At 52.0% G+C, this 26,483-nt stretch carries 27 protein-coding genes and 4 tRNA genes; 13 read left to right on the top strand and 18 right to left on the bottom strand.

Annotated features, from left to right (window positions below):
* Positions 1 to 755 precede the first annotated feature (755 nt).
* The 3 genes from JC793_RS07495 to cspE form a co-directional block, all read right to left on the bottom strand.
* Entirely contained in the window at positions 756 to 1,451 is a 696-nt protein-coding gene (locus tag JC793_RS07495; RefSeq protein WP_046892447.1) for an MgtC family protein, read from the bottom strand.
* A gap of 351 nt (positions 1,452 to 1,802) precedes the next feature.
* Entirely contained in the window at positions 1,803 to 1,997 is a 195-nt protein-coding gene (gene dsrB / locus JC793_RS07490; protein ID WP_046892448.1) for a protein DsrB, read from the bottom strand.
* Between the two features lie 103 nt (positions 1,998 to 2,100).
* Positions 2,101 to 2,313 carry a transcription antiterminator/RNA stability regulator CspE gene (gene cspE / locus JC793_RS07485; RefSeq protein ID WP_004240014.1) on the bottom strand — a complete coding sequence of 71 codons (213 nt, stop codon included), beginning with the start codon at positions 2,311 to 2,313 and terminating at the stop codon, positions 2,101 to 2,103.
* A gap of 458 nt (positions 2,314 to 2,771) precedes the next feature.
* On the opposite strand from cspE, the gene JC793_RS07480 reads away from it, so the two are divergent.
* From JC793_RS07480 to JC793_RS07460, 5 genes are all read left to right on the top strand, one after another.
* The gene (locus JC793_RS07480) at positions 2,772 to 3,281 is read left to right on the top strand and encodes a YlaC family protein (RefSeq protein WP_166707496.1); all 510 of its coding nucleotides are present in this window, start codon (positions 2,772 to 2,774) and stop codon (positions 3,279 to 3,281) included.
* 129 nt (positions 3,282 to 3,410) lie between these two features.
* A tRNA-Asn gene (locus tag JC793_RS07475) sits at positions 3,411 to 3,486 on the top strand.
* A 158-nt stretch (positions 3,487 to 3,644) separates the two neighbouring features.
* A tRNA-Asn gene (locus JC793_RS07470) sits at positions 3,645 to 3,720 on the top strand.
* Between the two features lie 245 nt (positions 3,721 to 3,965).
* A tRNA-Asn gene (locus JC793_RS07465) sits at positions 3,966 to 4,041 on the top strand.
* Positions 4,042 to 4,283: 242 nt separating this feature from the next.
* Positions 4,284 to 4,359: transfer RNA gene (locus tag JC793_RS07460), tRNA-Asn, on the top strand.
* A 49-nt stretch (positions 4,360 to 4,408) separates the two neighbouring features.
* Here the strand turns inward: JC793_RS07460 and proR are convergent.
* The gene (gene proR / locus JC793_RS07455; RefSeq protein WP_046892450.1) at positions 4,409 to 4,711 is read right to left on the bottom strand and encodes a transcriptional regulator ProR; all 303 of its coding nucleotides are present in this window, start codon (positions 4,709 to 4,711) and stop codon (positions 4,409 to 4,411) included.
* A gap of 2 nt (positions 4,712 to 4,713) precedes the next feature.
* Positions 4,714 to 5,067 carry a type II toxin-antitoxin system RelE/ParE family toxin gene (locus tag JC793_RS07450; RefSeq protein WP_072871765.1) on the bottom strand — a complete coding sequence of 118 codons (354 nt, stop codon included), beginning with the start codon at positions 5,065 to 5,067 and terminating at the stop codon, positions 4,714 to 4,716.
* 276 nt (positions 5,068 to 5,343) lie between these two features.
* Between JC793_RS07450 and pyrC the strand changes: the two genes are divergently transcribed.
* Both pyrC and bssS read left to right on the top strand, forming a co-directional pair.
* On the top strand, positions 5,344 to 6,396 hold the full coding sequence (gene pyrC, locus JC793_RS07445) for a dihydroorotase (protein WP_218428020.1): 1,053 nt from the start codon (positions 5,344 to 5,346) through the stop codon (positions 6,394 to 6,396).
* A gap of 234 nt (positions 6,397 to 6,630) precedes the next feature.
* Entirely contained in the window at positions 6,631 to 6,888 is a 258-nt protein-coding gene (bssS, locus tag JC793_RS07440) for a biofilm formation regulator BssS (RefSeq protein WP_024473889.1), read from the top strand.
* A gap of 143 nt (positions 6,889 to 7,031) precedes the next feature.
* Here bssS and ttrA read toward each other — a convergent pair whose 3' ends face one another.
* The 3 genes from ttrA to ttrB are packed head-to-tail and all read right to left on the bottom strand — an operon-like array spanning position 7,032 to position 11,906.
* Positions 7,032 to 10,112 carry a tetrathionate reductase subunit TtrA gene (ttrA, locus tag JC793_RS07435; protein ID WP_218428018.1) on the bottom strand — a complete coding sequence of 1,027 codons (3,081 nt, stop codon included), beginning with the start codon at positions 10,110 to 10,112 and terminating at the stop codon, positions 7,032 to 7,034.
* The gene (gene ttrC, locus JC793_RS07430) at positions 10,105 to 11,169 is read right to left on the bottom strand and encodes a tetrathionate reductase subunit TtrC (RefSeq protein WP_218428016.1); all 1,065 of its coding nucleotides are present in this window, start codon (positions 11,167 to 11,169) and stop codon (positions 10,105 to 10,107) included. Before ttrC ends, ttrA begins: the two co-directional genes overlap by 8 nt.
* Positions 11,169 to 11,906 (bottom strand): tetrathionate reductase subunit TtrB, encoded by a 738-nt coding sequence (gene ttrB, locus JC793_RS07425; protein WP_046892453.1) that lies wholly within the window; start codon positions 11,904 to 11,906, stop codon positions 11,169 to 11,171. Before ttrB ends, ttrC begins: the two co-directional genes overlap by 1 nt.
* A gap of 228 nt (positions 11,907 to 12,134) precedes the next feature.
* Between ttrB and ttrS the strand changes: the two genes are divergently transcribed.
* The 5 genes from ttrS (at position 12,135) to JC793_RS07400 (ending at position 18,745) form a co-directional block, all read left to right on the top strand.
* On the top strand, positions 12,135 to 13,883 hold the full coding sequence (gene ttrS / locus JC793_RS07420) for a tetrathionate respiration histidine kinase TtrS (protein ID WP_218428014.1): 1,749 nt from the start codon (positions 12,135 to 12,137) through the stop codon (positions 13,881 to 13,883).
* Positions 13,874 to 14,485, top strand: coding sequence for a tetrathionate respiration response regulator TtrR (gene ttrR / locus JC793_RS07415; RefSeq protein WP_218428012.1), 612 nt, complete (start codon positions 13,874 to 13,876; stop codon positions 14,483 to 14,485). Before ttrS ends, ttrR begins: the two co-directional genes overlap by 10 nt.
* Positions 14,486 to 14,576: 91 nt before the next feature.
* Complete coding sequence (locus JC793_RS07410) at positions 14,577 to 15,518, top strand: Kdo(2)-lipid IV(A) acyltransferase (protein ID WP_107678427.1); 942 nt, start codon at positions 14,577 to 14,579, stop codon at positions 15,516 to 15,518.
* Between the two features lie 76 nt (positions 15,519 to 15,594).
* Complete coding sequence (gene mdtG / locus JC793_RS07405) at positions 15,595 to 16,827, top strand: multidrug efflux MFS transporter MdtG (protein WP_166707488.1); 1,233 nt, start codon at positions 15,595 to 15,597, stop codon at positions 16,825 to 16,827.
* Between the two features lie 394 nt (positions 16,828 to 17,221).
* Entirely contained in the window at positions 17,222 to 18,745 is a 1,524-nt protein-coding gene (locus JC793_RS07400; protein WP_052927354.1) for a peptide MFS transporter, read from the top strand.
* Between the two features lie 39 nt (positions 18,746 to 18,784).
* Here the strand turns inward: JC793_RS07400 and JC793_RS07395 are convergent, their stop codons facing one another.
* The 3 genes from JC793_RS07395 to JC793_RS07385 form a co-directional block, all read right to left on the bottom strand.
* Positions 18,785 to 19,504: a helix-turn-helix domain-containing protein gene (locus tag JC793_RS07395; RefSeq protein WP_218428010.1), complete on the bottom strand. Its 720-nt coding sequence runs from the start codon at positions 19,502 to 19,504 to the stop codon at positions 18,785 to 18,787.
* 44 nt (positions 19,505 to 19,548) lie between these two features.
* Positions 19,549 to 19,890: a tRNA-binding protein gene (locus tag JC793_RS07390; protein WP_046892460.1), complete on the bottom strand. Its 342-nt coding sequence runs from the start codon at positions 19,888 to 19,890 to the stop codon at positions 19,549 to 19,551.
* Positions 19,891 to 20,006: 116 nt separating this feature from the next.
* Complete coding sequence (locus JC793_RS07385; protein ID WP_230058957.1) at positions 20,007 to 20,744, bottom strand: FecR family protein; 738 nt, start codon at positions 20,742 to 20,744, stop codon at positions 20,007 to 20,009.
* A gap of 614 nt (positions 20,745 to 21,358) precedes the next feature.
* Here JC793_RS07385 and JC793_RS07380 point away from each other — a divergent pair.
* Positions 21,359 to 22,006, top strand: a complete 648-nt coding sequence (locus JC793_RS07380) for a LysE family translocator (protein WP_046892462.1) — start codon at positions 21,359 to 21,361, stop codon at positions 22,004 to 22,006.
* 4 nt (positions 22,007 to 22,010) lie between these two features.
* Here the strand turns inward: JC793_RS07380 and JC793_RS07375 are convergent, their stop codons facing one another.
* From JC793_RS07375 to vgrG, 7 genes are all read right to left on the bottom strand, one after another.
* Positions 22,011 to 22,595 carry an NAD(P)H-dependent oxidoreductase gene (locus JC793_RS07375; protein WP_046892463.1) on the bottom strand — a complete coding sequence of 195 codons (585 nt, stop codon included), beginning with the start codon at positions 22,593 to 22,595 and terminating at the stop codon, positions 22,011 to 22,013.
* Positions 22,596 to 22,722: 127 nt separating this feature from the next.
* Entirely contained in the window at positions 22,723 to 23,610 is an 888-nt protein-coding gene (locus JC793_RS07370) for an AraC family transcriptional regulator (protein ID WP_218428008.1), read from the bottom strand.
* A gap of 91 nt (positions 23,611 to 23,701) precedes the next feature.
* The gene (locus tag JC793_RS07365; protein WP_218428006.1) at positions 23,702 to 24,634 is read right to left on the bottom strand and encodes a hypothetical protein; all 933 of its coding nucleotides are present in this window, start codon (positions 24,632 to 24,634) and stop codon (positions 23,702 to 23,704) included.
* 29 nt (positions 24,635 to 24,663) lie between these two features.
* Positions 24,664 to 24,957 carry a PAAR domain-containing protein gene (locus tag JC793_RS07360; protein WP_112549798.1) on the bottom strand — a complete coding sequence of 98 codons (294 nt, stop codon included), beginning with the start codon at positions 24,955 to 24,957 and terminating at the stop codon, positions 24,664 to 24,666.
* A complete protein-coding gene (locus JC793_RS07355; protein WP_218428004.1) occupies positions 24,954 to 25,508 on the bottom strand; it encodes a DUF6931 family protein in 555 nt (184 codons plus the stop codon). Before JC793_RS07355 ends, JC793_RS07360 begins: the two co-directional genes overlap by 4 nt.
* A 9-nt stretch (positions 25,509 to 25,517) precedes the next feature.
* The gene (locus JC793_RS07350) at positions 25,518 to 25,943 is read right to left on the bottom strand and encodes a DUF2345 domain-containing protein (RefSeq protein ID WP_218410675.1); all 426 of its coding nucleotides are present in this window, start codon (positions 25,941 to 25,943) and stop codon (positions 25,518 to 25,520) included.
* Positions 25,882 to 26,481, bottom strand: coding sequence for a type VI secretion system tip protein VgrG (vgrG, locus tag JC793_RS07345; RefSeq protein WP_218428002.1), 600 nt, complete (start codon positions 26,479 to 26,481; stop codon positions 25,882 to 25,884). Before vgrG ends, JC793_RS07350 begins: the two co-directional genes overlap by 62 nt.
* Positions 26,482 to 26,483: the final 2 nt, after the last annotated feature.

Raw genomic sequence — 26,483 nt, 5'->3', positions numbered from 1 at the left:
TATATACGTTCAGATGATACTTTTATAAACTAAACCGCCTCTCCGATTATCTGCCTTTGCTTCTGAAAGGTACATTACCACCCGTTTGTCACAGAAATGTCATTACGTCATCACAATCCCGGTATTTTCCTATTAGCAAAGTCGTTAATTAAATGTAGCATAGATACCGTCAGATAAGCCTGAAGTAATCACCTTCAATATAGTAACCAATGGTTACTATATACTTTTTTTTTTTACAAATTAGAGTAGTATTACGGTTGTCCCCGGATTTTGGATAAACATTTCATCCTGTTCCGCCCGGTACGGAGATACATTTTTTCTGTCACACCCGGAATAAGTAAGCAGATCAAAATTTTCAGTTTTTTGCTTTTTATGTCAGCGACAGATTGCCGGGGAAAAAGTACCACCTTGTGATTACCATCACGATTTATCACCATTTTTCTGAAAACTTTCTTAAATCCGGGCAGACCGTTATGATGAAAATCGTGTTTTTCATCCCGGGATCCCGCTTCACCCCCACGAAAAATCAGCTGTAGTGTGACACTGATCAGGTGATTTCTATCCGCCGGACAGCTGAGGATTTAGTTCTTTATTCTTAAAATAAGTAAAAAACACTCTGCATCCCTATCAAAAATTATCGCTAAATATGAATATTCTGTTGATACACAGAATAAAGCCGGTGGATTTACCCCCGGCTTAATCTTAAGAATTTATTAAAATAATCACGGTAGTCACTGTATAGCGCACAAAAAGTATCAAACCGGCAGTTCAGATGCAATCATCCAGTTTACTGCACTGACACTTCTTTCCAGACTGACCCGGCAGACAATGCCTTCAATCTCTTTTTGCTCTGCCGGTGTCGCACGAACTTCGGCACAAACCTCCAGTTTGCCGCCGGTTGTATCTGCACTGCTGAGTGAGTGCAGCCGGACATGTGAACCATTCAGCGCCTGAAGGATCACCGTTCTGACCAGAATTTCATCTTTTTCATGACAGATAACCCGGATTTTGTAGTCCTGTACGAGATCTGTGGCGTGAATAACCGGCCGTGCATTGATACGCTGCGCAGCTTCCCGCAGCAAAATATTAGCGCATAAGATCACCAGTGCAGCTGTCAACGCCGGACCAAACTCCCCCAGTCCGCACAGCACGCCAATACCGGCAGAGCACCATAATGTGGCGGCCGTGTTCAGTCCGCGGATATTCATACCTTCACGCATAATCACCCCGGCACCCAGAAAACCGATCCCGGAAACCACCTGTGCGGCTATCCGGCCCGGACTATCCGGTGATGTCGTGACAGAACTTAAGATAAATACAGCGGCACCTACTGCCACCAAAGCATTGGTCCGCAGACCGGCCATCCGCTGACGCCACTGGCGCTCCGCACCAATCAGCGCGCCAAGTGCCAGCGCAGCCAGTAAATTGAGTAAATAAGGAATTGCAAACATAGTAACCTCCACCCGAAAGACGCAACAGCGTCAGGTGTTAACAGCAGAAAATGTAAAAATAACGAAAGAATTCTGCTCAGTAACCAGGAGGAAAGAGTGCGTGAGAAACGATAAACATACTGCATACCTGTCGCAGTGATACAACCGGGAACCGGCAGATCATCTGTAATTATAAAAAGTGCAGTACCGCAGAGAGGTGCTGCCCGCCATCATCGTACCGGCAGACAGTTTCAGAAAAGAAAGGTGTGCCGGATCAGTTATTAATTGAGTGATAACTGTGACTGTCCAAATCCGGGTCCTCTGTTCAGAAAAGATGCGCGGAGTATAGGGTGTCCGCAAAAATATGTAAAGTCAGAAATTATTTTTCGGCGTGATGAATACACCATCCCCGCCCTCCTTTTCATTGAAGAACCAGATGCCGTCCGGATATTCCGGCAGAGCCACCAGATACATCACACCTTCACTAAAAGGTTCGATCAGTAATATCCGGCCTTCGCGGGGCTCATCCGCATCCGTTTTGACATAAACGGTGTCGTTAATCTGCATAATCCGGCTCCCGGTGATCATAATAAGGTGATAGATATAAAAAAAAGATATAAAAAAAGCCTGCCACTTACGCGGCAGGCTTGGAATTCGGTTTGGCTATATCTTACAGCGGAGTTACGTTAGCTGCAGCCGGGCCTTTAGCACCATTCTCGATGGTGAATTCTACTTGTTGGCCTTCGCCCAGGGTTTTGAAACCTGCGCCTTGAATGGCAGAGAAGTGAACGAAAACATCTTTGCTGCCATCAGCTGGAGTGATGAAACCAAAGCCTTTAGATTCGTTGAACCACTTAACTTGACCTTTCATTTTGTCAGACATGTGACTTTCCTATATATAAATAAATGCATTGCCATTTTGGCAGGTACTGGCCGGAAGCAAAAACTAAATGGAGGCACACAGCATATGAAACGGTCAAAGGCTATCCTGGATAACACTCAACTTAAACGCTCAAACTCAGTTGTCATACATAAAGCTGCTCTTTTTAGGGCCGCAAACATTAACTCATGAGTGGGGATGAATAGCAACTGATTTATTGCCGTGAATTTTAAAAAAAGTGAAAGAGCTCATATTTATTAACTTTTATCCGGCTAATTGTCTGCGAATTCAGCAAATTGAGCTGCCGGACGCACCTGATTTAACAGCAGTAAGACTATTCTTAATAATCCTTACAACATAACAGTTATTCCTCACAAACGCCGTAACTGTTCTGCGCGGTTGTGTTCCGGACATGTTAATATAATGTATCAGAACAGCAGCAGACCTCCGGAGGTCATTCTATGGATGTCGTCAGAACACTAATTACCGGCGCTCTTGATAATATCAACCAGCGTGAGAAGCGGGACGGGAAACCCCGCTTCAGCAGTCATTTTATCCGCACCTATCCTTATTTATGTCTGGCGATGGTCGTATCCTATCTCGTGCTGGGTGTTCTTATTTATTATGCACCCTACTTCGGTTTTTACTGGCTGCTCGGTTTCAGCGCCCTGTTCCTGGTAATGGCCGCGGTTTTACTTTTTGAAGTTAAGCCCGTTTACCGTTTTTCCGATATCGGCGTACTGGATTTACGGGTGTGCTACAACGGCGAATGGTTTGTCAGCGAAGCCGTACCGCAGGAAACACTGGCCGCTATACTGAGTCACCCTCAGGTCAGCGATACACTGAAGCAGGATATCCGTCATATGACAGAGACAAAAGGTACAATGTCGTTTTATGACCTGCATCTGATGGCCTATCCGGAAGAACACCCGGAAAAACCACGCTCTCACTGGATGAAAGGTGCGGCTTAACCCTCTGTTTATGCCTGTTTTTTATTCACCCGGGTTACTTGCTGAGCAAACGGTATAAAATTGTTTTTTTCCCGTTGACACAACCGGGTCACCCCGTTAATATGCGCCTCGTTCCCAAGGGAACACGCTTCCTCCATAGTTCAGTCGGTAGAACGGCGGACTGTTAATCCGTATGTCGCTGGTTCGAGTCCAGCTGGAGGAGCCAGATTTAAGAGCCCGCTCACTGAGCGGGCTTTTTGCATTTCTGCCCCTGCTTATCTGCAATTGCTCAAGCCTTAGCCACTCAGTCATTTTTTTGCATTTTGCCCTTTACAAGCTGCCGCAGGATAGCTATGATTCACCCCGTTCTCGCGAGAACGCAATTCCTCCATAGTTCAGTCGGTAGAACGGCGGACTGTTAATCCGTATGTCGCTGGTTCGAGTCCAGCTGGAGGAGCCAAATTTAAAAGCCTGCTCACTGAGCGGGCTTTTTTCATTTCTGCTGATCATCGGTCTCCCTTATCGCCTTTCCTGTTATCTCCGTCAATTAAAAACCCGGATTTATACCTGTTAACCCTGTGATTTTGATGATTATTCCGCCTGAATGCTCATAAGTACAGCAAACAGATCACATTCCCTGATTTTCGCTTTGACAATCCGTACTGACCGCATTACTATGCACCCCGTTCTCACAGAGAACACGCTTCCTCCATAGTTCAGTCGGTAGAACGGCGGACTGTTAATCCGTATGTCGCTGGTTCGAGTCCAGCTGGAGGAGCCAGATTTAAGAGCCCGCTCACTGAGCGGGCTTTTTGCTTTCTGACACGCCGCCATCTTTTATTTAGCTGTTTTTATTTATCTGTTTTTATTTCCTGTGACTGACTGATTTACAGGCAAAAAATTCCGTTTCACGCTGTTATTTTCCGCAAAGTGATCATAAACAAAGCGAACGATTCAAAAAGTTATTTTTCATTTTGACAAACCCGCACCACCGCACTACTATGCACCCCGCGTTGAAGATATTCCTCCATAGTTCAGTCGGTAGAACGGCGGACTGTTAATCCGTATGTCGCTGGTTCGAGTCCAGCTGGAGGAGCCAACGTTTACCTCTCCTGTTTATTTCTCTGTTTTATCCGCCGTATCCCGTATCAGACCCTGAACATATAATGCGTGCCGTCCGGCAGCTCAACATCAATATTCAGTTTTCCGCCGATAGCGTCCACATAGCGTCTCAGCGTGGATAATTTGACATCACGCCCCGGTTTTTCCATCCCGGCGACCGTCGGCTGTTTGATTCCCAGCGCTTGTGCCATTTCCACCTGTGTTTTGTTCACTTTTTCCCGCAGTTCCGCCAGATGGATATTCAGCAGGATCTCGTCCGCCTGAACCCGTGCTGCTGCCGCAACTTCCGGCTTTTCCTCAGCCAGCAGTTGTCTGAGTGACTTTCCCATTGTTAACTCCTGTTTTCCGGCCTGTTCAGCCATTCTGTATACTCACGGTCAGCCTGCGGGATCATCTGCATATAAAAACGTTTTTCTTTGCCGGTTTTATATCCCGCGCACAGCAAAACACCTCTCCGTTCAGGGTCGAATGCAAAAAATGCCCTTATCGGCTGCCCCCTGCTTTGTATACGTAACTCTTTCATATTCGTATAACGCGAACCTTTCACAGTATCCGCATACGGTCTTGATAAACCGGGTCCGGTCTTCTCCAATACCAGCATCGCCGCCAGTATTGCTGTACGATCCCCGTCATCCTGCTCAGCAAACCACGCTGCAAAATTATCTGTTGTAATTATCTTCCACACGTTATGTCCTTATAATATAGATCAGATGCTATATAGGTGCAAAGCAATAGTGCGGATTTTACAACAGACACCAAAAACAACCGATCAATGATCCCGCTAATCCCGGTACACCTTCAGTATTCCCCCGTCTGTTTCTGTAACAACACCGCCGTTTTTCCGCCGGTCACGCAGAAACGCAAATTAACATGGTATTTACCGGCGAATCGTTCTATCATTCTTTTCCGGCTTATGGCACCCGCCATCAGGTTATCCTTTACTTATTTCGGAGCCGGTTCAATGACTCATCCTGTTACTTCCCTGAAAATCCGCCGCCCTGACGACTGGCATATCCATTTCCGTGATGGTGCGATGCTCAGTACTGTTGTGCCTTTTACCAGTGAATTTTTCGGGCGCGCTATTGTGATGCCGAACCTGGTTCCGCCGGTTACCACTACTGATGCCGCAATAGCGTACCGCGATCGCATTCTGGCCGCAGTGCCGCGGGGACACAACTTTACCCCGCTGATGACCTGTTATCTGACCGATAACGCAGATGCGGCAGAGATTGAGCGCGGTTTCCGTGAAGGTGTGTTTACCGCCTGCAAACTGTATCCGGCAAATGCGACCACCAACTCCGCTCACGGCGTGTCGGATATCCGCAATATTTATCCGGTGCTGGAGATGATGTCCCGCAACGGCATGCCGCTGCTGGTGCACGGCGAAGTGACTCACGCCGATATTGATATTTTCGATCGCGAAGCCCGCTTTATCGATGATGTGATGATCCCGCTGCGCCGTGATTTTCCGGCACTGAAAGTGGTTTTTGAACATATCACCACCAAAGATGCCGCGCAGTATGTACTCGGCGGGGATGATAATATCGCCGCCACACTGACACCACAGCATCTGATGTTTAACCGCAACCATATGCTGGCCGGCGGTGTGCGCCCGCATCTGTTCTGTCTGCCGGTACTGAAACGCAATGTGCATCAGGAAGCACTGCGTCAGGCAGTGGCGGGCGGCTGTAAACGTTTCTTCCTCGGCACAGACAGTGCACCTCATGCGCGCCACCGCAAAGAGTCTGCCTGCGGCTGTGCCGGGGTGTTTAATGCCCCGACTGCACTGGCTGCTTATGCCACTGTCTTTGAGGAGATGAATGCGCTGGCACACTTTGAGGCGTTCTGCTCACTGAACGGCCCGGCGTTTTATGGCCTTCCGGTCAATGATGGTTTTGTCGAATTAACCCGCCGGGAAGTTATCACACCGGAAACTATTAACGGTGCAGAGGATATATTAGTTCCTTTCCTGGCCGGAACCGATGCCCGCTGGGATGTAAAAACCTGCCGTTAAGTAATACTGACCGGGTATAAATACGCAGTCCTTCAGAGCAATAAGATGAAAAACGTCTTATTGCTCAGTTTTTATGTTCAGAGAAGACAATTTTCCCGTTTTTTGCATAATAAAAGTCTTATCCCCCCCTTTTTACTTTGCAAAAAGACCTTATACTGATACTACCCGTTGTTAACGGGATGTCAGCTCTTAGTCAGAGATATTAACCATCTTGCAGTATGATTAGGAGGTTCAATGAACGATAAAAAAGCCGTCATTCAGACTCATCCGGTCATCGGATGGGACATCAGTACCGTCGACAGTTACGACGCTATGATGCTGCGCCTGCATTATCTGCAGGATCAGTCCCAGTCTCCCGAACATGCAGAAGTGGATAAAACCATGTGGCTGACGACAGATGTCGCCCGTCAGTTAATTGATATACTTCAGGCCGGTATCGATAAAATTGAATCCGGTGAATATTATAATCAGTCAGACAATATCAGACACTGACCGGTAAAGACTGCACAAGAGGGACACCATTTGGTGTCCTTTGTGTTTTCTGCGGCAAAAAAAGACCACCCGGAGGTGGTCAGAGGTATTGCATTACAGCTTTATAATAATTGTCGGATGATGGGTTGAGGCAGATAATGTAATCAGGCCGCGGAAATCCGTTCCACTCTCGCCGGCAGTCCCTGCCGTACAGAAGCACCGGTTACCCAGTCCAGCCAGGTGTTCGCCACCTGACGGGTCGGGTCAGCGAAGCCCAGGTCGTTAATATTAATACCGGACGCGATGCGCTTATCCGTCGCCAGCGCTTCACCGTCAAGATAATGCTGGCGTGCACCCATTTCGTGATGTCCGTAACCGTGTTCAATCGCCACTACACCCGGCATCACACCGCTCAGCAGGCTGATTTGCGCTTCGACGCTGCCGCCAGGTGTGGTGATACGTACCAGATCCCCGTGCTGCACACCGAATTTTTCGCCGTCGGCCGGGTTAATTGCCACCAGATTTGACGGTTTTACATGGTGCAGACGCTCTATCATGGTGGTTGAGCTGCTCATCACATGGGATTTAAAGGACATCAGTTTCAGCGGCCAGTTTTCTGCCGGATAAACACGGTCAATATCACTGCCGTCAGACAGGCGCGGCGGATAATAGGCCGGACATCCGCTGAAACGCTCACCGGTGATGGCATGGCGGTTCTGCGCCACATCCGCATTCCAGATCTGCAGCGGCTGTTTCCATTGCGGCCCGGTTTTCTCTCCGTCCCAGCCCTTTTCATACGGTGCAAAACGACCGCCGCGGCTGTAGAGATATGCCACCCGGCTGATTTCATCCGCTTTCAGTACCTGCTGCATGGCTGGCATGATGCGATCCACTCCGGAAAGACGGATATCCGCCTCTTTGGCTTCCGGCCCCGGTTTCTCGCCCATAAAGGCGGTATTCGCGGCCACACGCAGATAATAGTCCTCTGCCGTGTTCAGCGGGTACGTGTTGCCGTCATTGTCTGCGATAGCATCGTCGCCGAATCCCGGCAGATCCAGGGCTTTTGCCACCGCAATACAGAAGGATTCCATAGCAACCGGCTGACCATCCGCTGTTTTTGCCACACGCGGCTCAACAACCGGCCAGCGGGCAGTGGTGGCTTTGGTCTGCACACCGGACCACGGCGCACTGAATCCCCAGCTTTCAAAGTTATGGGTATCCGGGACAATGTAGTCTGCCAGTGCGGTGGTTTCATTCATAAAGGCATCAATGCCGATAATCAGCGGCAGATGTGCCGGATCTTTCAGTTTCGCTTCCATCACCTGACGCATTCCCGCAATACCGTACAGCGGGTTGGTCATATTGGTGATCCAGGCTTTCAGCTTGTGCGGATACCCCTCAAGCGCGGAGCCGAGTTGTTCTGTCAGCTGACCGGCTGCCAGCGGATACCACGGTGCTTTGGCCGGATACGGGTTCTGACCGGCAGACACTTTGTTTTTGTACTCATCGGACTTTTCATAAACTGACTTACTGCGCGCCAGGTTCATGCCTTTCGGTTTCACTTTGCCCGGGAAGCTGTCCATTTTGTAGCACGGCCCGTCATTGGCGCCGTTGAACTTACCACCGCCGACAGACACACCACCTTTCAGGTTCATGTTGCCAATCAGTGCGTTCAGCATAATCACCGCCCAGGCATTATAAAAACCGTTACCGGACATCATACCGCCATGGGAAATTACGGCTGCCTGGCGGCCGTACGACGTCAGTGTTTTCGCCAGTGCGGCAATTGTTTCTTCCGGCACACCACAGCGGGCGCTGTATTCTGCCGGGGTAAAGCGCTGCGCGGACTCTTTCAGCAGCAGGAAGCTGCTCTTCAGATTTACAGTGGTGCCATCTGCCAACGTGACCGGCTGACTGACTTCCAGTACCGCACGGTCACAGTTATCCGCAGGCACCAGCTCACCCTGCTCTGTCAGCACGATATACACCGGTTCTTCAGATGTCTGTCCGTTCAGCGCTTCCGCTGTCAGATGCTGACCGGCCAGCGGATGGGCATCATCGGTGATCACGAGGTGCGAGGCATTTGTCCAGCTGCACTCCCCCGTACGTTTCATTGACACTTCACCCGGAACCGCAAGATACTCCCTGTTGCAGCGGTTGTTCTCAATCATCCAGCGGATCATCCCCATCACCAGCGCGGAATCAGTACCGGGCGTGATCGGAACCCAGTGTCCGTGATCATTGGCGAGTGTGGTGGTCAGCGGCAGTGCCGGAGAGACAACCGCATAGTTAAAACTGTCCCGGATCCGTGCATTGGCCAGCTGGCGCCCCTGTCGTTTGAACGGGTTACCGGACTGCGCCGGAGAGGTGCCGAGGAACAGAGCAAACTTCACATAATCCCAGTCCGGTTTGACGTGGGCGTTTTTGTCGAGATCGTTCATCAGCGCCCCGGAACCGGCACGGTAAGCCAGCCCGCAGTACGAGCCGTGCGCACCAAAGTTTTTGCTGCCGAACGCATTCAGGGCAAAACGGCGGATAAAGGTATCGCGCCCGTCATCCCCGGCGTTGGTCACCAGTAGCTGGTTTGCCACCGGTCCGAGTGCCGGCTGTGCCGGGTCAATCAGCGTATTGAGGTCACGGATAGCACGCAGACCGTCCACATGACCTTCACCGAACAGATCCCCGCCTTCCGTCACTTCTTTTATCAGTTGTTCAAAGCTGATGCGCTGCCACTTGCCTTCGCCGCGTTTACCGGCGCGCTTCATCGGCTCAAGGATACGCAGCGGGCTGTGCAGGCCTTCCATCAGGGTCGCACCGCGGGCGCAGGCAGTGGATCGTCCCTCCAGACCGCTTTCGCCGCCCATATTTTTCAGGGCTTCCGCCAGCGGCGTGTTATAGGCGATATGGCGGTCGTGTGAGAGCGGATGATACGGGTTACCGGCAATGCGGATCACCTGATTGGTTTCACGGTCAACACGGGCGCGGATACCGCACTGCGTCCAGCAGCCGAAACACTGCGTCATCGAGACCGCCTGTGTGCTTTCCGCCTGCCAGCCCTTCACCGCGTTCCCTTCCGGGATCAGCGAGTTGCCGTTAATACGATGCAGAGTCACTTTTCCGGAGGTACCGTTCATCAGCCCGTCGACGGCGCGTTTCGCCACATCGCGGTAACTGTAACCGAACGCTGCCAGTCCGCCGATCGCCAAACCTGCTTTTAACCACTGACGTCTTGTTGACTTAGCCATGTTGTACACCCCCGTCCTGCGCGACTTTCTGTTGATTCTGTACTTTGTTATTAACCCAGCGGATACCTTCACGGAATATAATCACGAGAGCTATCCATAAACCGATCGTACCGATAATGGCCTGAATACCATCCGTCCCCATCGGCAGGCTGTACGGATTGTGCATGACATTGTATTTCGGTAACGTCTGTACCTGCATCAGAAGCAGCCAGCGCAGCGACCAGGTCAGGAACAGCGTCAGCAGCGTGTGAATGGTGACATACGCCACTGAACCACGATGTGTCAGCAGACGAACCGCCAGCACCATCAATGCAATCCACAGAACAATTTCCCCCATAGCCAGCGTCCATCCGGTTGTGCCGAAACGGAGCTGTTCACGGATAGCCGCACCGGAAATGGTATCACCGGCGATCCAGAACCCCATGCACACTGCCAGCAGCAGTAAGGAAACCACCTGTAAACGCGCCAGTTGTGCCTGGTACTGCGGCTCACGGCGGGCACCCAGCATCATCAGGGCAGGCAGAGCCTGCAATGCACTGAAAAAGAGCAGCACAGGTATCCAGTAACTGAACCAGATAGGATGCGCACGCACCACAGAAACCTCACGGCCGGTATACAGCAACAGGCCGATGGCGAATGCGGCACTGCCGAGCGCCACCCAGCGGGTCAGTTTAAATTGCTTATGCCAGATTTTGTCCGCCACCAGCGCCAGAAAATAGAGACCAATACAACCGGTAAACGCCGGCAGGAACACAGCTCCCCACGGCATCCATGACCACGGTGTCGGATAGGCGTAGAAGTGCCAGACGCGGGCGGTCTGATGCAGATCCGCCGTCAGTGCCAGCGGAGCAGCGATCCCGAGCGTGATACTGATAAAGACCGCGAGCATCTCCAGACGGGCATCCCGTTTATCTCCGCGCCAGCGCTGCCAGCAGGCATACAGGGCGGCACAGGCGGCTATCCCGATCATAAAGAAGTATTGTACCGCCCACGGCAGCCAGGTAATTTCCTGCGGCCGGACCAGCACTTCCTGAATTAACATCACTTGTTCAGTCATCAGTGGATCTCCTGCCATAATGCGGGCTGTCCGCGGTTTTCCAGAGGATGAACAAAAGCCTCATCCAGTCCCAGATAGAACACCTGCGGCAGTGTGCCGTTTTCCGGTTTCAGTACCTTAATCGCCGCTTCGTGCTCTCTGAGCATTTTGCTGATGGTACTGGACGGATCTTTCAGGTCACCGATAATACGCGCGCCGCCGACACAGGATTCAACACAGGCCGGTAATAACCCGGCTTCCAGGCGGTGGGCACAGAATGTGCATTTATCTGCGGTTTGTGTGCTGTGGTTAATAAAGCGGGCGTCATACGGACAGGCCTGCACACAATAGGCGCAGCCGACACAGCGGGTGTTATCCACCACCACGATACCGTCTTCCCGCTGGAAGGTGGCCTGTACCGGACAAACCGGCACACACGGCGGATTATCACAATGGTTGCACAGACGCGGCAGCAGCACGTTGGTTGTTGCCTCTTCATTACGGATCTGAATCTGATACTGACTGACACTGGTGCGGAACTGCCCCTGCGGGCTCTGATTTTCAACAGAACAGCTGACGGTACAGGACTGACAGCCGACACAGCGGCGTAAATCAATCAGCATACCGTAGCGCTTTGACGGGTCACCTTCACGGCGGGTCGGCGAAAAATGCAGACCGGCCTCCGCCATCGGAACCAGAGCCGTACCTGCTGTCAGGACGCCCAGGTTTTGCAGAAATTTTCGTTTGCCAAGATCCATACTGCTCTCCGGTGTATTTGGAACTTCATTGCTCGTCGTATTCAAACTCAACCAAAAAGGAATAAACATGTTGTTGAGTAAAGGGATATGTCATTATGGGGATTGTAAAAATTGCCGGAGACTTCCCCTATTGTGGTTAACCACATAACGGGGAATACGTTGATCTAAAACAACAGATTTTTCCCGGAAAACTGACTCAGGACGCACTGAACCCGGAACATATGTAAGATGGCCGTACGCACAGGGTTGCTGACCATACTGTTATTATTCACCTCCTATTCGTTTGCCGCACAATGGACTATCGGTGTGCTGGCTCTGCGGGGGGATGCACCGACACGTCATTACTGGGAGCCGCTGACAGAACAACTCAACCGCGCGCTGCCCGGTGAACACTTCACGCTGCTGCCGCTGACGCTGGATCAGATGCGGGAAGCCCTGCACAGTAATAAAGTGCAGTTTGTCCTCACCAATCCGGCACAATTTATTCAGCTGGACAGTAATTTTCCCCTGCGCTGGCTGGTTTCCCTTCGTTCGGCTTATGAGCCGGATAACGCCACCCGGAATGTGATCGGCAGTGTCCTGCTGGTGCGCAAAGAGAGCCCTTATCAGACACCGGCGGATCTGACCGGTAAAAAAGTCGGCGCGGTCGCACCCGATGCCTTCGGCGGCTATTTATTAGGCTATAAAGCATTACGCGATGCAGGTATCAACCCGCCGCGTGATTTCCATCTTCAGTTCTCCGGTTTTCCGGCTGATGCCCTGCTCTATCTGTTACGGGATAACGCAATTTCCGGCGCGATTGTCCCGGCATGTCTGATTGAATCCATGGATAAAGAGGGGCTCATTCATCAGGATGATTTCCGCCCGCTGATCCGGCACGACAGCACCATTCCCTGCTGGACGAGCAGTGAGTTATACCCGAACTGGTCATTTGCCGCAGGCAGTGATGTCCCGGATGAACTGGCAGATGAAGTCACCCGCGTCCTGCTCAACAGTCACGGTGAAAAGGCGATGCGCTGGGGTGCGCCGTCATCCACCCGTCAGGTGGAAAACCTGCTGCGCGAGGTCAATCAGCACCCGCAGCAGCGTCAGTTCTGGCAGGAGATTATCAGCTGGAGCCGGAAAAACAGCTGGCTGTTAGGCTCGGTTGCCCTGGTCTTTCTGCTGCTCGGCATTAATCATGTCTGGATTGCTTTCCGGGTACGCCGCCGCACCCGCCAGCTGGAAGCCGCGCATTCTCAGTTACAGCGCCAGCAGCAGGATCTGGAAAAAGCCCAGCAACTCAGTGTGCTCGGGGAGATGGCCTCCGGCTTTGCTCATGAACTGAATCAGCCGCTGTCCGCTATCCGTCATTATGCCCAGGGCTCGCAAATCCGGCTGGAACGGGAAGATCCCGCACATCCGCTGCTGCCGGTTATGTCGCAGATTGACAGCCAGGCCGAACGCGGCGCCAGTATTATCCGTAATCTGCGGCTGTGGGCGGGAAACAGCCCGTCCTCACCGGAAGGCGCACCGGTGCCGCAAAATGTGGCCGCGGTGCCGGATCTGGTCTGGAAACTGCTGCGGGTTACGGAACGATATCCTGCTGCGGTTTTATATAACACCGTTGCTCATGATGCCGTATTACACTTACCTCCGGCACTGCTCGATCAGGTGCTTTCCAATCTGTTCAGCAACAGTCTTCAGGCCGGGGCGGACTGCATCCGGGTAACGCATCACCACACTCCCGGCGGGCAGATAGTGGTGGTACAGGATAACGGCGGCGGGATGGATGAAACGCAGCTGATACAGCCTTTCTCACCGTTCCGGTCTACCCGTGCGGAAGGGCTCGGGCTCGGACTGGTGATCTGCCAGCGCCTGATGCGCAGCCAGGGCGGTGATATTCATATGGAAAATTGCACCGGTCCGGACGAACAGCCCGGCTTATGTGTTACCCTTATCTTCAGTGAACCGACAGAGGAGCCCCCATGCCCGTGATCCACCTGGTTGATGATGATATTGCTGTGACACAGGCGTGTCAGTTTTTACTGGAGAGCCTCGGTTATGACGTCTGTGTCTGGAATGACAGCCGGACATTTATTGCACAGGCACCGCTGCACACTTACGGTATTGTATTACTGGATATGCGCATGCCGTATATGGACGGCTGCCGGGTGCATCAGATCCTTCTGGAGCAGCACAGCACACTGGCGGTTATTTTCCTGACCGGCCACGGTGATCTGCCGATGGCGGTTGAACAGATGAAACTCGGTGCGGTGGATTTCCTGCAGAAACCGGTTGCCACACAGCCGTTACAGGCGGCGCTGACTCTGGCGGAGGCGGCGACTGCCAAAGCAGTGACCTGCGCACAAATCCGCGAACGTTTTCAGACCCTGACACCCAAAGAGCGTCAGATCGCCGGTTTTGTGGCGCGGGGGCTGATGAACCGGGAAATCGCCGATATCGCCCACGTTGCGGTAAGAACCGTCGAAGTGCACCGCGCCAAAGTGATGGAAAAAATGGCGGCCGGCAGTCTTGCTGAGCTGGTCACGCAACTCAACAGTATTACCGCTCCTGAAAACAGCACTGCGGAATACTGACATCTGCCGCCGATACAACGTATAATTTAGTGTTATATCATTTACATGAACCCGCATCTGCTGATGCTTCTGATAACAACGATGTCTGACTATGATTACAGCTCCTGAATTTCAACGCTCGTTTCTGCATCCCCGCTACTGGCTGACCTGGCTTGGCCTGGGCGTGCTGTATGTGCTGGTGTTGCTGCCGTATCCGGTGATTTATTGGCTTGGCACCCGGCTGGGCCGCCTGTCCATGCGCTTTCTCAAACGCCGTGCGGAAATTGCTGATCGCAATCTGCAATTGTGTTTTCCGGATATGCCGGATGAAAAACGCAAAGCGATGGTGGTGGCAAACTTTGAATCCGTCGGTATGGGGCTGTTTGAAACCGGTATGGCCTGGTTCTGGCCGGACTGGCGGATAAAACGCTGGTTTCGTACTGATGGCTTTGAGCACATCTATGAAATACAGAAAGAGCGTAAAGGCATCATTGTTGTCGGTATCCATTTCCTGACGCTGGAACTGGGCGCGCGGATTATCGGGATCATGAGCCCCGGAATCGGTGTTTACCGTCCGAATGATAACCCGGTCATGGACTGGGTACAGACAATCGGCCGTATGCGCTCCAATAAATCCATGATTGACCGTAAAGATGTCAAAGGGATGATCCGCGCCCTGCGTGACGGTGAGATCCTCTGGTACGCGCCGGATCATGACTACGGCCCGCATAAAAGTGTTTTTGCGCCATTCTTTGCAGTGGAGAAAGCCGCCACCATTACCGGTACCTCTATACTGGTTAAAGCAGGCCGTGCTGTTCTGGTGCCTTTTACCCCCCGCCGCTTACCGGACGGTAAAGGCTATGAATTACTGGTTCAGCCGCCGGCGGAAAACTTCCCGGAGAATGATGATATTGCCGCGGCAACGTTTATGAACCATATTGTGGAAACTGAAATTTTGCGCGCCCCGGAGCAGTATATGTGGCTGCACCGGCGCTTCAAAACACGGCCGGAAGGCGAACCGTCCCTCTATCATAACCGGGATAACGTCCATTAATCCGCTCACGGCTGTTTCATCTGAAACAGCCGTGTTTGTTTTACCGCTCTGACAAAGGAATGAAATCACTACACTAATGCAGAACAAAGCCCCCAACCGTAACTGGAAACGAAATCTTTATGTTGTGTGGTTCGGCTGTTTTCTGACCGGCGCCGCCTTCAGCCTGATCATGCCCTTTCTCCCGCTCTATGTGGAAGAGCTCGGGGTGACAGACCACGAAGAACTCAATTTATGGACGGGAGCGGCATTCAGTATTACTTTCCTGTTTTCTGCTATCGCTGCACCTTTCTGGGGCAAACTCTCTGACCGCAAAGGCCGTAAACTGATGCTGCTGCGCTCGGCGCTCGGTATGGCTATCGTCATGCTGCTGATGGGCTTTGCGCAGAATGTCTGGCAGTTGCTGTTTCTCCGCGCTCTGCTCGGGCTGCTGGGCGGTTTTGTACCGAATGCCAATGCCCTGATTGCCACTCAGGTGCCGGTTAAACGCACCGGCTGGGCGCTGGGCACACTCTCCACCGGGGCCGTCAGTGGTGCACTTATCGGCCCGCTTATCGGCGGTTTTCTGGCGGATCACACCGGGTTGCGCCCGGTCTTCTATATTACCGCCACCGTGCTGTTTATCTGCTTTTTTGTCACCCTGTTTTTTGTCCGCGAAAACTTCACCCCGGTATCACGTAAAGATGCCCTCAGCACAAAGCAGGTCTTTGCAGCGATAAAAAATCCGCGCCTGGTGATCTGTCTGTTCTTTACCACGATGTGTATTCAGATAGCCGCGGGATCGGTCAGCCCTGTTATCACCCTCTATATCCGGGAGCTGGGCGGACATACTGAAAACCTTGCCTTTATCAGCGGACTGATTGCCTCCGTACCGGGACTGGCAGCACTTATCAGTGCCCCGCGCCTCGGGAAGCTGAGTGACCGGATAGGGCCGGATAAAGTACTGATTGCCATGCTGGCTGTCTCTGTTTTTGTCATCCTGCCGATGGCCTGGGTAACCCATTACTGGCAGTTGGGTGCCCTGCGTTTTCTGCTCGGTGCCGTTAATGCCGCCTTACTGCCCGCGGTACAGACGCTGATTATTTATCATATCACCCATGAAATCGCCGGACGGATTTTCAGCTATAACCAGGCACTGCGCGATGCCGGTAATGTTACGGGACCGTTAATGGGCGCCTGGGTTGCCGCACATTTCGGCTTTGCTTCTGTCTTTTATTTCACCGCCGCCGTTGTACTGTTCAATCTGTTTTATTCGTGGCGGTGCATAAAATCGCAGAGCACACCGGAAATTAAACCGGCCGATATCGGATAGATATCGCCGGTTTTCATCCGCTTACTTTTCACTGTCAGCAATTTGTTACCGAAGTTTCATCTTTCCGTTACCCGTCAACTTTAACTTGTTGTTTTAAAATAATTTTATAATTATACGAAAGCCTCATAATCCACATCTTCTGTCAAGAGACCTTGTCACATTTTGTATAAATAAGTCTTGTGAAATGAGATTTTTGTCGACATTTCATCTAAAAAATGGTTTATAAAATAGAAAACGTGCTTTAAGTGAATACGATTCACGATAAGTATGTTAATAATACTTTAATAAGACAGGATGTTTATTGATACGCAAAAGTATCATTTTGTTAACAGGAACTGTTTATCCTTACCATTTTCAGGCTTATTCCCCTGAATAAGCCTTTGGGAAATTACAGATGCAATCAACAACAAACAAAAAACGTACTTTCTTCGGGCACCCTTACCCGCTGAGCTCTCTGTTCTTTACCGAGATGTGGGAACGCTTCTCCTTCTACGGTATTCGTCCGTTACTTATCCTGTTTATGGCAGCCACCGTCTATGAAGGCGGGATGGATATTCCGCGTGAACAGGCGTCCGCTATCGTCGGTATTTTTGCCGGTGCGATTTACCTGACCTCCCTGCCGGGCGGCTGGCTGGCGGATAACTGGCTGGGACAGCGCATGGCGGTCTGGTACGGCTCCATTATCATTGCACTGGGTCACCTCTCGATTGCCCTGTCGGCAATCTGGTCACCAAAGCTGTTCTTTGTCGGTCTGCTGTTTATCGTTATCGGTACCGGGTTATTTAAAACCTGTGTGACGGTGATGGTCGGTACGCTGTACAAACAGGACGATACACGCCGTGACGGCGGTTTTTCCCTGTTCTATATGGGGATTAACATGGGCTCCTTTATCGCGCCGCTGGCGACCGGCTGGTTAGTACCTAACTTCGGCTGGCACTGGGGCTTCGGTATCGGTGGTCTGGGTATGTTAGTGGCACTGCTGGTCTTCCGCTTCTATGCTGTACCGCTGATGCGTCAGTATGACGGTGAAGTGGGTCTGGATTCCAGCTGGGATCGCCCGACTGTCGTGCGCAAAAATGTCGGTATGTGGGTCGGTCTGGCAGCGGCGGTTATCGCGGTTGTCACAGCACTGATCGCTACCGGTGTTATCCCGTTCAACCCGATGCTGGTTGCCACCAACATGGTTTACCTCATCTCCGGGATGGTTATTCTCTACTTCATCTACCTGTTTGTGTTTGCCGGTCTGGAAAGCAGTGAGCGCATCCGGTTGTTTGTCTGTTTTATTCTGTTAGTCACCGCCGCCCTGTTCTGGTCTGCGTTTGAACAGAAACCGACGTCATTCAACCTGTTCGCGAAAGATTACACTGACCGCAACCTGTTCGGTTTTGAGATCCCGACAGTCTGGTTCCAGTCCATCAACGCCCTGTTTATCATTCTGCTGGCTCCGGTGTTCAGCTGGTTATGGCCTGCCCTGGCGCGCCGTAATATGAACCTGAGCAGTATCACCAAGTTTATGTTTGGTGTGCTGTTTGCGGCGGGTGGTTTTGCTGTGATGATGATGGCGTCTGAGCGTGTAATTGAAACCAGCGCCGGTGTGTCACCGATGTGGCTGACCTTCAGTATCCTGCTGCTGACGCTGGGTGAACTGTGCCTGAGCCCGATTGGGCTGGCGACCATGACATTACTGGCGCCGATGAAAATGCGCGGCCAGGTGATGGGTCTGTGGTTCTGTGCCAGTGCGCTGGGTAACCTCGCAGCCGGTATCATGGGCGGTAATGTGCGTCCGGATCAGCTGATGAACCTGCCGGGCTTCTTCTCACACGTTTCTGTTGCCCTGCTTATCTGTGCCGCGGTACTGTGTGTGCTGATTGTTCCGGTGCGGAAAATGCTGCAAAGCGCAGACAACAAATCTGCCTGACAGCGATAGTATATAAAGACAGAAAGGGTGAGCCGAAGCTCACCCTTTTTTTATGCGCAGACTGCCCGGCGTGTCACCGTAAAAACGGCGGAACGCACTGGTCAGGGAGGATTGGGTACTGTAGCCGCAACGCAGCGCAATTTCCGGCAGAGCCAGCGACGTATGGCAGATAAGATGGTGTGCCCGGCGCAGGCGGATTTCTGTCAGAAAAACGGCCGGTGTCTTCCCGGTTGCTGTCAGCATGCGGCGTTGCAGTGTACTGGCCGACAGCGCACAGCACGAAGCCATTTCACTGACCGTCCACGGATAATCCGGGCGGGCTGTCAGCCGTTGCGTCAGTTTTTGCAGCCAGCGCCGATCCTGCCCGTCCGGCTGTAACTGAGACACGAGCTGTTCTGCCAGCAGGATGCGTGCACTTTCCGGATGCTGCTCAATCATGGACGGATAACAGATAAGCCAGTCCACATAAGCACGGGTGGCATCAGGCAGGACTGACCACAGAGAATCAAGGTTTTCGAAGGAAAAGCTGTCAGCAGGCAGTTCGAGCACCACCTGCCGGTTATGACCGGTACCGCAGAAACGATGATGATATCCCGGCGGGATCGCCGCCATCCGTCCCTTCTCCACCGAACCGCTGTCATTGCCGACCGTCAGTTCCATTGCGCCGCTGCCGCCGAGCACCAGCTGCCACATATCATCATGACTGTGTTCCAGGATCTCGTGCTGATAAGTACGTAATGCAATAACAGGTCGTTTCATGGGATATTGAGCCCGGCTTGCGGAAAACGACAGACGGCAGTGTATTACATCAGCCGGTGACCCGCCGGTACAGGCAGGGAAAATTCCGCAATAACGATATCCCCGTCCGCATTGGCGGCACCGGTGATCAGCACTTCAGATTTTACGCCTGCCACCCGTTTCGGGGCAAAATTGCATACGCATAATACCTGACGTCCGATTAATTCTTCCGGTTTATATAACACAGTTACCTGTGCGCTGGAGGTTTTCACACCGAACTCACCGAAGTCCACGGTGAAGATAAAGGCAGGCTTACGGGCTTTCGGGTTTAATTCTGCGGTCAGTATCACACCGACCCGCAGTTCCACTTTTTCAAAATCGGCCCATTCAATTTCTGCTGATGTCATAGCGCTCTCTGTCTGCTGTACAACGGTTAATAATGAGAATCTTTCACCTCATTATAACGGTGATACACTACCGCTGCTGTTGCCGGACAGTCAAATCTTATCGCCGGACAGGCAACTCAGCGGTAAGCCTCTGAACCCGGCAGTGATTCACGGGTCAGACCGAGAGAGAGCATCATTTCCTCCACTTCCTCATCCAGACGGCTGAGATCCAGGACACGGTCAACAACAATATTCTGCTTATCATTATCCAGCAGTACCACCGGCACCGCGCGATAGCTGTTAATCATTTCAATCGCTTCTGACAGCGGAATCTTATTCAGCACCAGTGAACCGGATAACCAGTCAATATCGGTATATTTACGCTGAAATACTTTAGCCCGGCCTTCCGGCAGAATTTCCAGACGTTGTCCCGGCCCCACAGTTTCAGTTTTGCCGTTAAAAAAGGTAGTGACCGTTTTATCCAGCGGGCAGACAGAGACTTTGTTATCCGCAATATCCACCACAAAGTTACCGTTGCCGGACTCCACACGGACACCATTGGCAGAGACCCGGAACGGGCGCTGCTCCTCATTATTTTCGCTGACAGCAAAACGCGCACGGCCGGACAGCAGTTTTACCACACGGCTGCTGTTATCATAGGCCACCACAGCACGTGACTCGGTATCCAGCTTCAGCTGGCTGCCGTCCCGGAGGGCGTATTGTTTAATCTCTCCCCGGTGTGTGTAATGTTCCTCCACACCGTCAGCTTTCATCCTGATGGCATTGTATATTCCGTAACCTGCCATGATAATCAGGAAGATAAGTAATGTAATGAGTAAACGGCGTCGCCGTTGTCTGAAAAATAGGCGTTTCAACTGCATTCTCCTGCGGATTGTAATCCCCGGAATCTGTTTTTTCCGGCGTCACATATAGCGTCCGGCTGCCGGATTGTTCCGGTTGCCTGTTGATAAGAAATTCCGATTAATCACTGCCGTTATTGTCAAAAACTGCGGGTGTCAGACTGTTATTGTTAATTATCCGCAGAAACCGCGTACAGTGATGAATATCAGATAATTATCATTTACAAAGAAAAATAAGCTCGCAGATATCTGGTGATATCCACAACAAAAATAAGGTAAAAATCAAAATATCATCTTTTAATTCAGCTAATTAATCGATGATTCGATTCCATTAGTGCAGCTGAGTATAATACACTTTGTCTGATGTAAAGCCGTGCTTTTACGTTTTGTTACACTATCTGCCATCCGGAAACACTCTTTTGATGCGTACTCTTTTTCCGCCTGTCTTTTGTACCGGGTTGATAATAAAGTGAGTAATTCATTATAAATATTAAACAAGTTTATATGATTCAGCTTATCAATAAATGCATACAAAAAACCGGCAAAAATGTCATTTGCCAGAGGATCATACTTAATGGCATTATATCTTCCATAATATAACGTTTTCTCTGACCCCGGAGGGCTGTCGCATGCTGGATATTATCCATTACCCGCTGTTTTTACTGTCTGTGTTTATCTTTGCAGTAACCCCGGGACCGGATATTGCCTATGTTTTGGGACAAAGTCTGGCTAACGGCCGCAAAGCCGGTATTTTGTCCGCACTGGGTGTGATGCTCGGCAGCAGCGTGCATGCGATTGCAGGGGCGGTCGGGCTGGGGGCGATTATTGCCGCGTCGCCGACACTGTTTACGGTGATTAAGTATCTCGGTGCGCTTTACCTGGCATTTCTCGGTGTCAAAATGATCCTCGGCACACTCAGAAAACGCGGGCAATCTGCGGATGAAGATAAAGACGTGGTGATTCAGAAAGCAGCAGCAAAATCGATTCTGATCCGCGGATTTATCACCACGCTGACCAACCCGAAAGTACTGCTGTTTTTTATTGCCTTTTTCCCGCAGTTTATTGCGGTTGGCGGAGGTTACTATGCAGAATCTTTTCTGCTGCTCGGTGCAACCTATGCCCTGCTCGGGTTCTGCACCGATACCATACTGGCTCTGATTGCCGGAACACTGGCCGCGCGGATTTCCGGCAGCCCGAAAGCACATTACTGGATTGACCGTCTGGTCGGCACCACCTTTATTGCGCTCGGGCTGCGTCTGGCATCAGTGGCACGCTGAGGATTCAGGCCGCGATATTCGCATCCAGATGGGCGAGATAGCGGCGGATATCCTCATCAATATGCGGATCTTTAACCACGTCGAAACAGGCAAATGTCGGCAGTGATGTCATCCCGGTAAACTGATTGGTTTTATGCAACGGGAAATACACACTGTCGATACCCCGCCCCTCAAAAAACTGATTTTCATCCTCAAACGCGTCCTGCGGTGCGTTCCAGGTCACCGATAACATATACTTTTTATCTGTCAGCACACCGCCGGAACCGTATTTTTTACTGCTGTCACGGCGGCTGCGCCCGTCATTAATATGAAAACGGTCATCAGATTGTGTAAAGACCTCATCGATATATTTTTTCACAATCCACGGCCCTTCCATCCACCAGGCCGGCATCTGGTAAATAATCACATCCGCCCACAGGTAGTTCAGCACTTCCTGCTCGTCATCATAACCATCATCAATACGGGTGACGCGGACATTCATGCCTTTTTCTGTCAGATGGCGGCGGGCGATGTCTGTCATGTGATCATTCAGTTTGCCGTCAGAACCACCGAACTCTTTTGAACCATTAATAATAAAGATATTTTTCATTGTGTTACCTGCTCAGTAATGATGCCGTTAATATCGTTATCCTAACCGGCTCACTCTGCAAATACGTTAGCCTGTCCGCTCTGATATTTGCCTGATCCTGTCATTTTGCGCAAAATCCATACGCAAATCAGATCAGAACCCGTTTTTTATCCTGACCCGGCGGCAGCCCGAACAACCGGCGATATTCACGGTTAAACTGTGAGGCGCTTTCATACCCGACGCGGAAAGCCGCTTCTGATGCATCCGCAGATTCCACCAGCAGCAGACGCCGGGCTTCATTGAGCCTCAGCCATTTCTGGTATTGCAGCGGACTCATCCGGGTCACCCGGCGGAAGTGGCGGTGAAAGGAGGATTCACTCATCTGTGCATGTCGGCAGAGCATTTCAACCGATACCGGCTGATCAAAATGCGCTTTCAGGTAGTTCAGTACGCTGCTTATCTGACGGCACTGTTTATTATGGGAAGCCATCAGCTGAAGCCGCGCCCCCTGGCCGCTTTTCAGCAGGTAATAGAGAATTTCTTTGTGGATCAGCGGCGCCATTACCGGAATATCATCCGGTTTTTCCAGCAGTGCCACCAGGCGGCAGACCGCACTGAGCAGGTCTTCTGTGACCGGACAGACTGCCTGCGGCACGGCAGATGCTGAGGAGAGCAGCCGGAAGCCGCTTTCCTGCAACAGTGCAGGAAGATCGCTGAGATTAAGGCTGACCAGCAGCGCCAGAAACGGTGCCTGTTCTGATGCCTCACAGACCTGCGCGATAGCAGGGATATCCACGGATGTCAGCAGCACATCCCCGGCACGGTAACAATAGGTGTGATCCCCGAGCGTGATCCGTTTTGCCCCCTGAACCGCGAGTGCGATACCCGGTTCGTAAGTCCAGGTTTGCGCCTCCGCCGGCGCGGTCCACCGGCACAGTGCCAGCCCCGGAACATCCGTATCCCACCCGCCGCAGCGCTCTGCGGTGTGGAACTGTAACCTCGCTTTCAGACAGCGCAGGCGATCATCCGTTTCCATTACACTCTCAGACAGTAATTAAGACGGTTACAGCATAACGGAAAATACCGGCGCCGTACTGTCTTTTACACTACAGCGCCGGTTGTCAGATTCAGCGGAAGAAATTATCCCCCTGCGACATCAGAGTGGATTCTGTCGCTTCCAGTAATTCCAGCATATTCGCCATATGCGCTTTGATTTCACAACTCGCGGCATCCAGCAATGTACACATATTGGTGACTTTTTCGACATAATGCAGGCTTTCATGAAAACTCATCGCCAGGTCTGTCAGTTCTCCGCGGATCACGGATAAATCATGACTGCCGAGATGGTTGTGACTGTGGCTGTTCAGCAGTTCAATCCGCTGCTGAGTACTTTGTCCGCGGTTTTGCAGCACCACTACCGACTGTTTCAGCTTATAGAGATTGCGCTGTAAATCACCGCCGAGACCGCTGAGGGTTTTGCAGCTCCATTTGGCGGATTTACGTTGTGCTTCAGTTTCGCCGATTTCCGCTGCAACGCCCTTCTTGTCATGCAGATAATGTTTCATTTTGCGGCCACGGCGGATCGCTTTTCCCTGCGCCATTACAGTCAGTGCACAGGATGCGACCATTTTACTGATCCCGCCGTCAGGGATAAAGGCCAGCGGCGCGGTCAGCCCGGAGGTCAGATTTTTTTTCAGCTTATCACGTCCCATATCCGCCATTTTACGCATAATCCGGTAAGTGCTCTGACTGCGGCCTTTTTCATAGTAATCCGCCGTTTCCTCCAGCAGACTTTTTCCGCCGATCACGTCTCTGTCGAGGTGTGTGCGTTGTGTGCTGTCCGTACCGACCATCACTGCGGTATGCGTTCTGATGCTCAGTGCCTGAGAAATATAGGTCGCATACATTTTCTTCACCGATTGCGCAATTTTGGTGCGCTCTGCGGCCATGATTTTTTCATCCAGTGCAGTGAGCGGTATCGCCGTCACTGATGATGCGTATCCCAGTACCGTATTGGTATATCCGAGACCCGTATTGATATCTGCTGCCGATATTGCCATAAAATTCCCTTTTTATTGTTGGAGTCAGACTAGCCGCCGATCAGTACTGACGGCATTCCGGAGACAATGATGCCGCCGTGTGCCGTACTGTCACCCAGACGGGCGGCAGGTTTATTGTTAATAAGAACGGTCATGCTGCCGGTGATGATACTGTCAGGCACGCCAATACAGAGACACATCTGTCCCAGCGTCGCCGCCGGTAAGCCTCCGGTCAGTACGGTCGCCGGTGCGGGCAGTACCGGGCCGCCGACATGCGGAACCGGTACCGGAGGTGTTTGTGCCGGGCACAGATGCATATCGCCGCTTCTGGCCGCCGGTTTCATTGTTTATCTCCGCGGGCAATCGCCAGCCCGTGTGCCAGAAAGATCCGGTAACGTTCCGCAAGGTGCGCGCCATCAGGCATCACCGCCATCAGGTTTACCGCACCGCTCAGCGCCTGTGCATATAAAAACGGCGGTGCCGGTAACGGCGGCTGTTCTGCATCCAGCATGCTGCCGGTACTCCAGAAAACTGCCTGTGCCAGCCAGCCGGCGGCGGCGGATAATCCCTGCCGCTGTGCCGCCTCACCGCAGGCACGACGCTCTGATTCACCGGAACGGGTGATCCAGTGCCTGACACTGTCCAGCACAACACGCTCCGGTTCGCTCCACTCCGTCAGTTGCTGTGTACAGCAGTATCCCCACCAGAGTGCTTCTTTCAGCGGCAGGCCGTGTGCCAGAAAAAGGACGGCATCACCGTAATGTCCCTGCTGTTGCGCCGCACCCAGAAAATCAGCCGGATCAGGATATTGCGCTGCCAGCGCGGTTGCCTCACCGGAGGGGGTATAGTGTTCCATCACCGGTATTACGCTGCTGTATGGCATTTTGTTCAGCATCGCCGCTCCTTAATTAATTTTTGTCAGTGCACCACTGATTTGCACCATTGCCCCGGCTTTGACTTCTGTCATTGCCGAACCATTGATTTCCACCAGCGCACCGCTCAGTTGTGCTTTTGCCTGTGCCGCCATAGTCAGCACCGCACTGTCGAGTGCAATTTTGCCGTTCCCTTTCAGGGTAATCTGAGGAGCCTGTATGGTAATGCCGGAAGCGGAAAGCTCAATTTTGCTGCCGCCCGCCGTCAGCGTCAGGGTCTGAGATGCGGATAAGGTGATCGTTTTTGCATCCCCCGAAAGGGTGCTGTCAGCCTGTAATGTCAGGTTTTTTCCGCTGTTCTGGGTTATCCCCTCAGCCGCTTTCAGCTGCCATTGTTTATCGCTCTGATGATGCGAATTTTCTTTGCTGCTGATGGTCAGGTTTTTTTTCTGTTTCACAGCGGATGTTGCCTTTAATCAGACTGGTCCAGTCATTGTTGGCTGTCAGCTGTAAATCCTTCTGTGCCGCCAGCGCCAGGCACTCCTCATCCCGTTTGTCCTCAAAGCGCAGCTGATTGCCGTCGCCCCCGGCACCCGCCGGAGATGAGCGGCTGTATATGCCGCCGGTCAGCGGCCCGGAAAAAGGACGGGCATGATTCTGATGCCAGAGTGCGCCTGTGACCACCGGTTTATCCGGATCACCGTTGAGAAACTGCACCACCACCGCATCCCCGGCGCGCGGCAGAAACTGAATCCCCGCCCCGGCACCCGCGCTGTGCGAAAGTACCGGCAGCCAGGCCTGAGATAATCCGCTGTCCTGATCGTTACTTTCCCAGTGAAAGCGGACTTTGACACGCCCCTGAGCGTCATAACAGGTTTCGTCTCCTTCACGGGCAACGACGGTTGCCGCCTGAATACCGTCATAACGGGGCGCGGAAACCGGCGGCAGCCGGAACGGTGTGCAGACCTGATGACAGCGGAATGTATTGCTGTACACCG

It is taken from the genome of Morganella morganii (assembly GCF_019242955.1).
In the GTDB taxonomy this organism is placed as follows: Bacteria; Pseudomonadota; Gammaproteobacteria; order Enterobacterales; family Enterobacteriaceae; genus Morganella; species Morganella sibonii.
The sequence above is the reverse complement of the archived record's forward strand: the minus strand, read 5'-3'. Positions and strand labels throughout refer to the sequence as shown.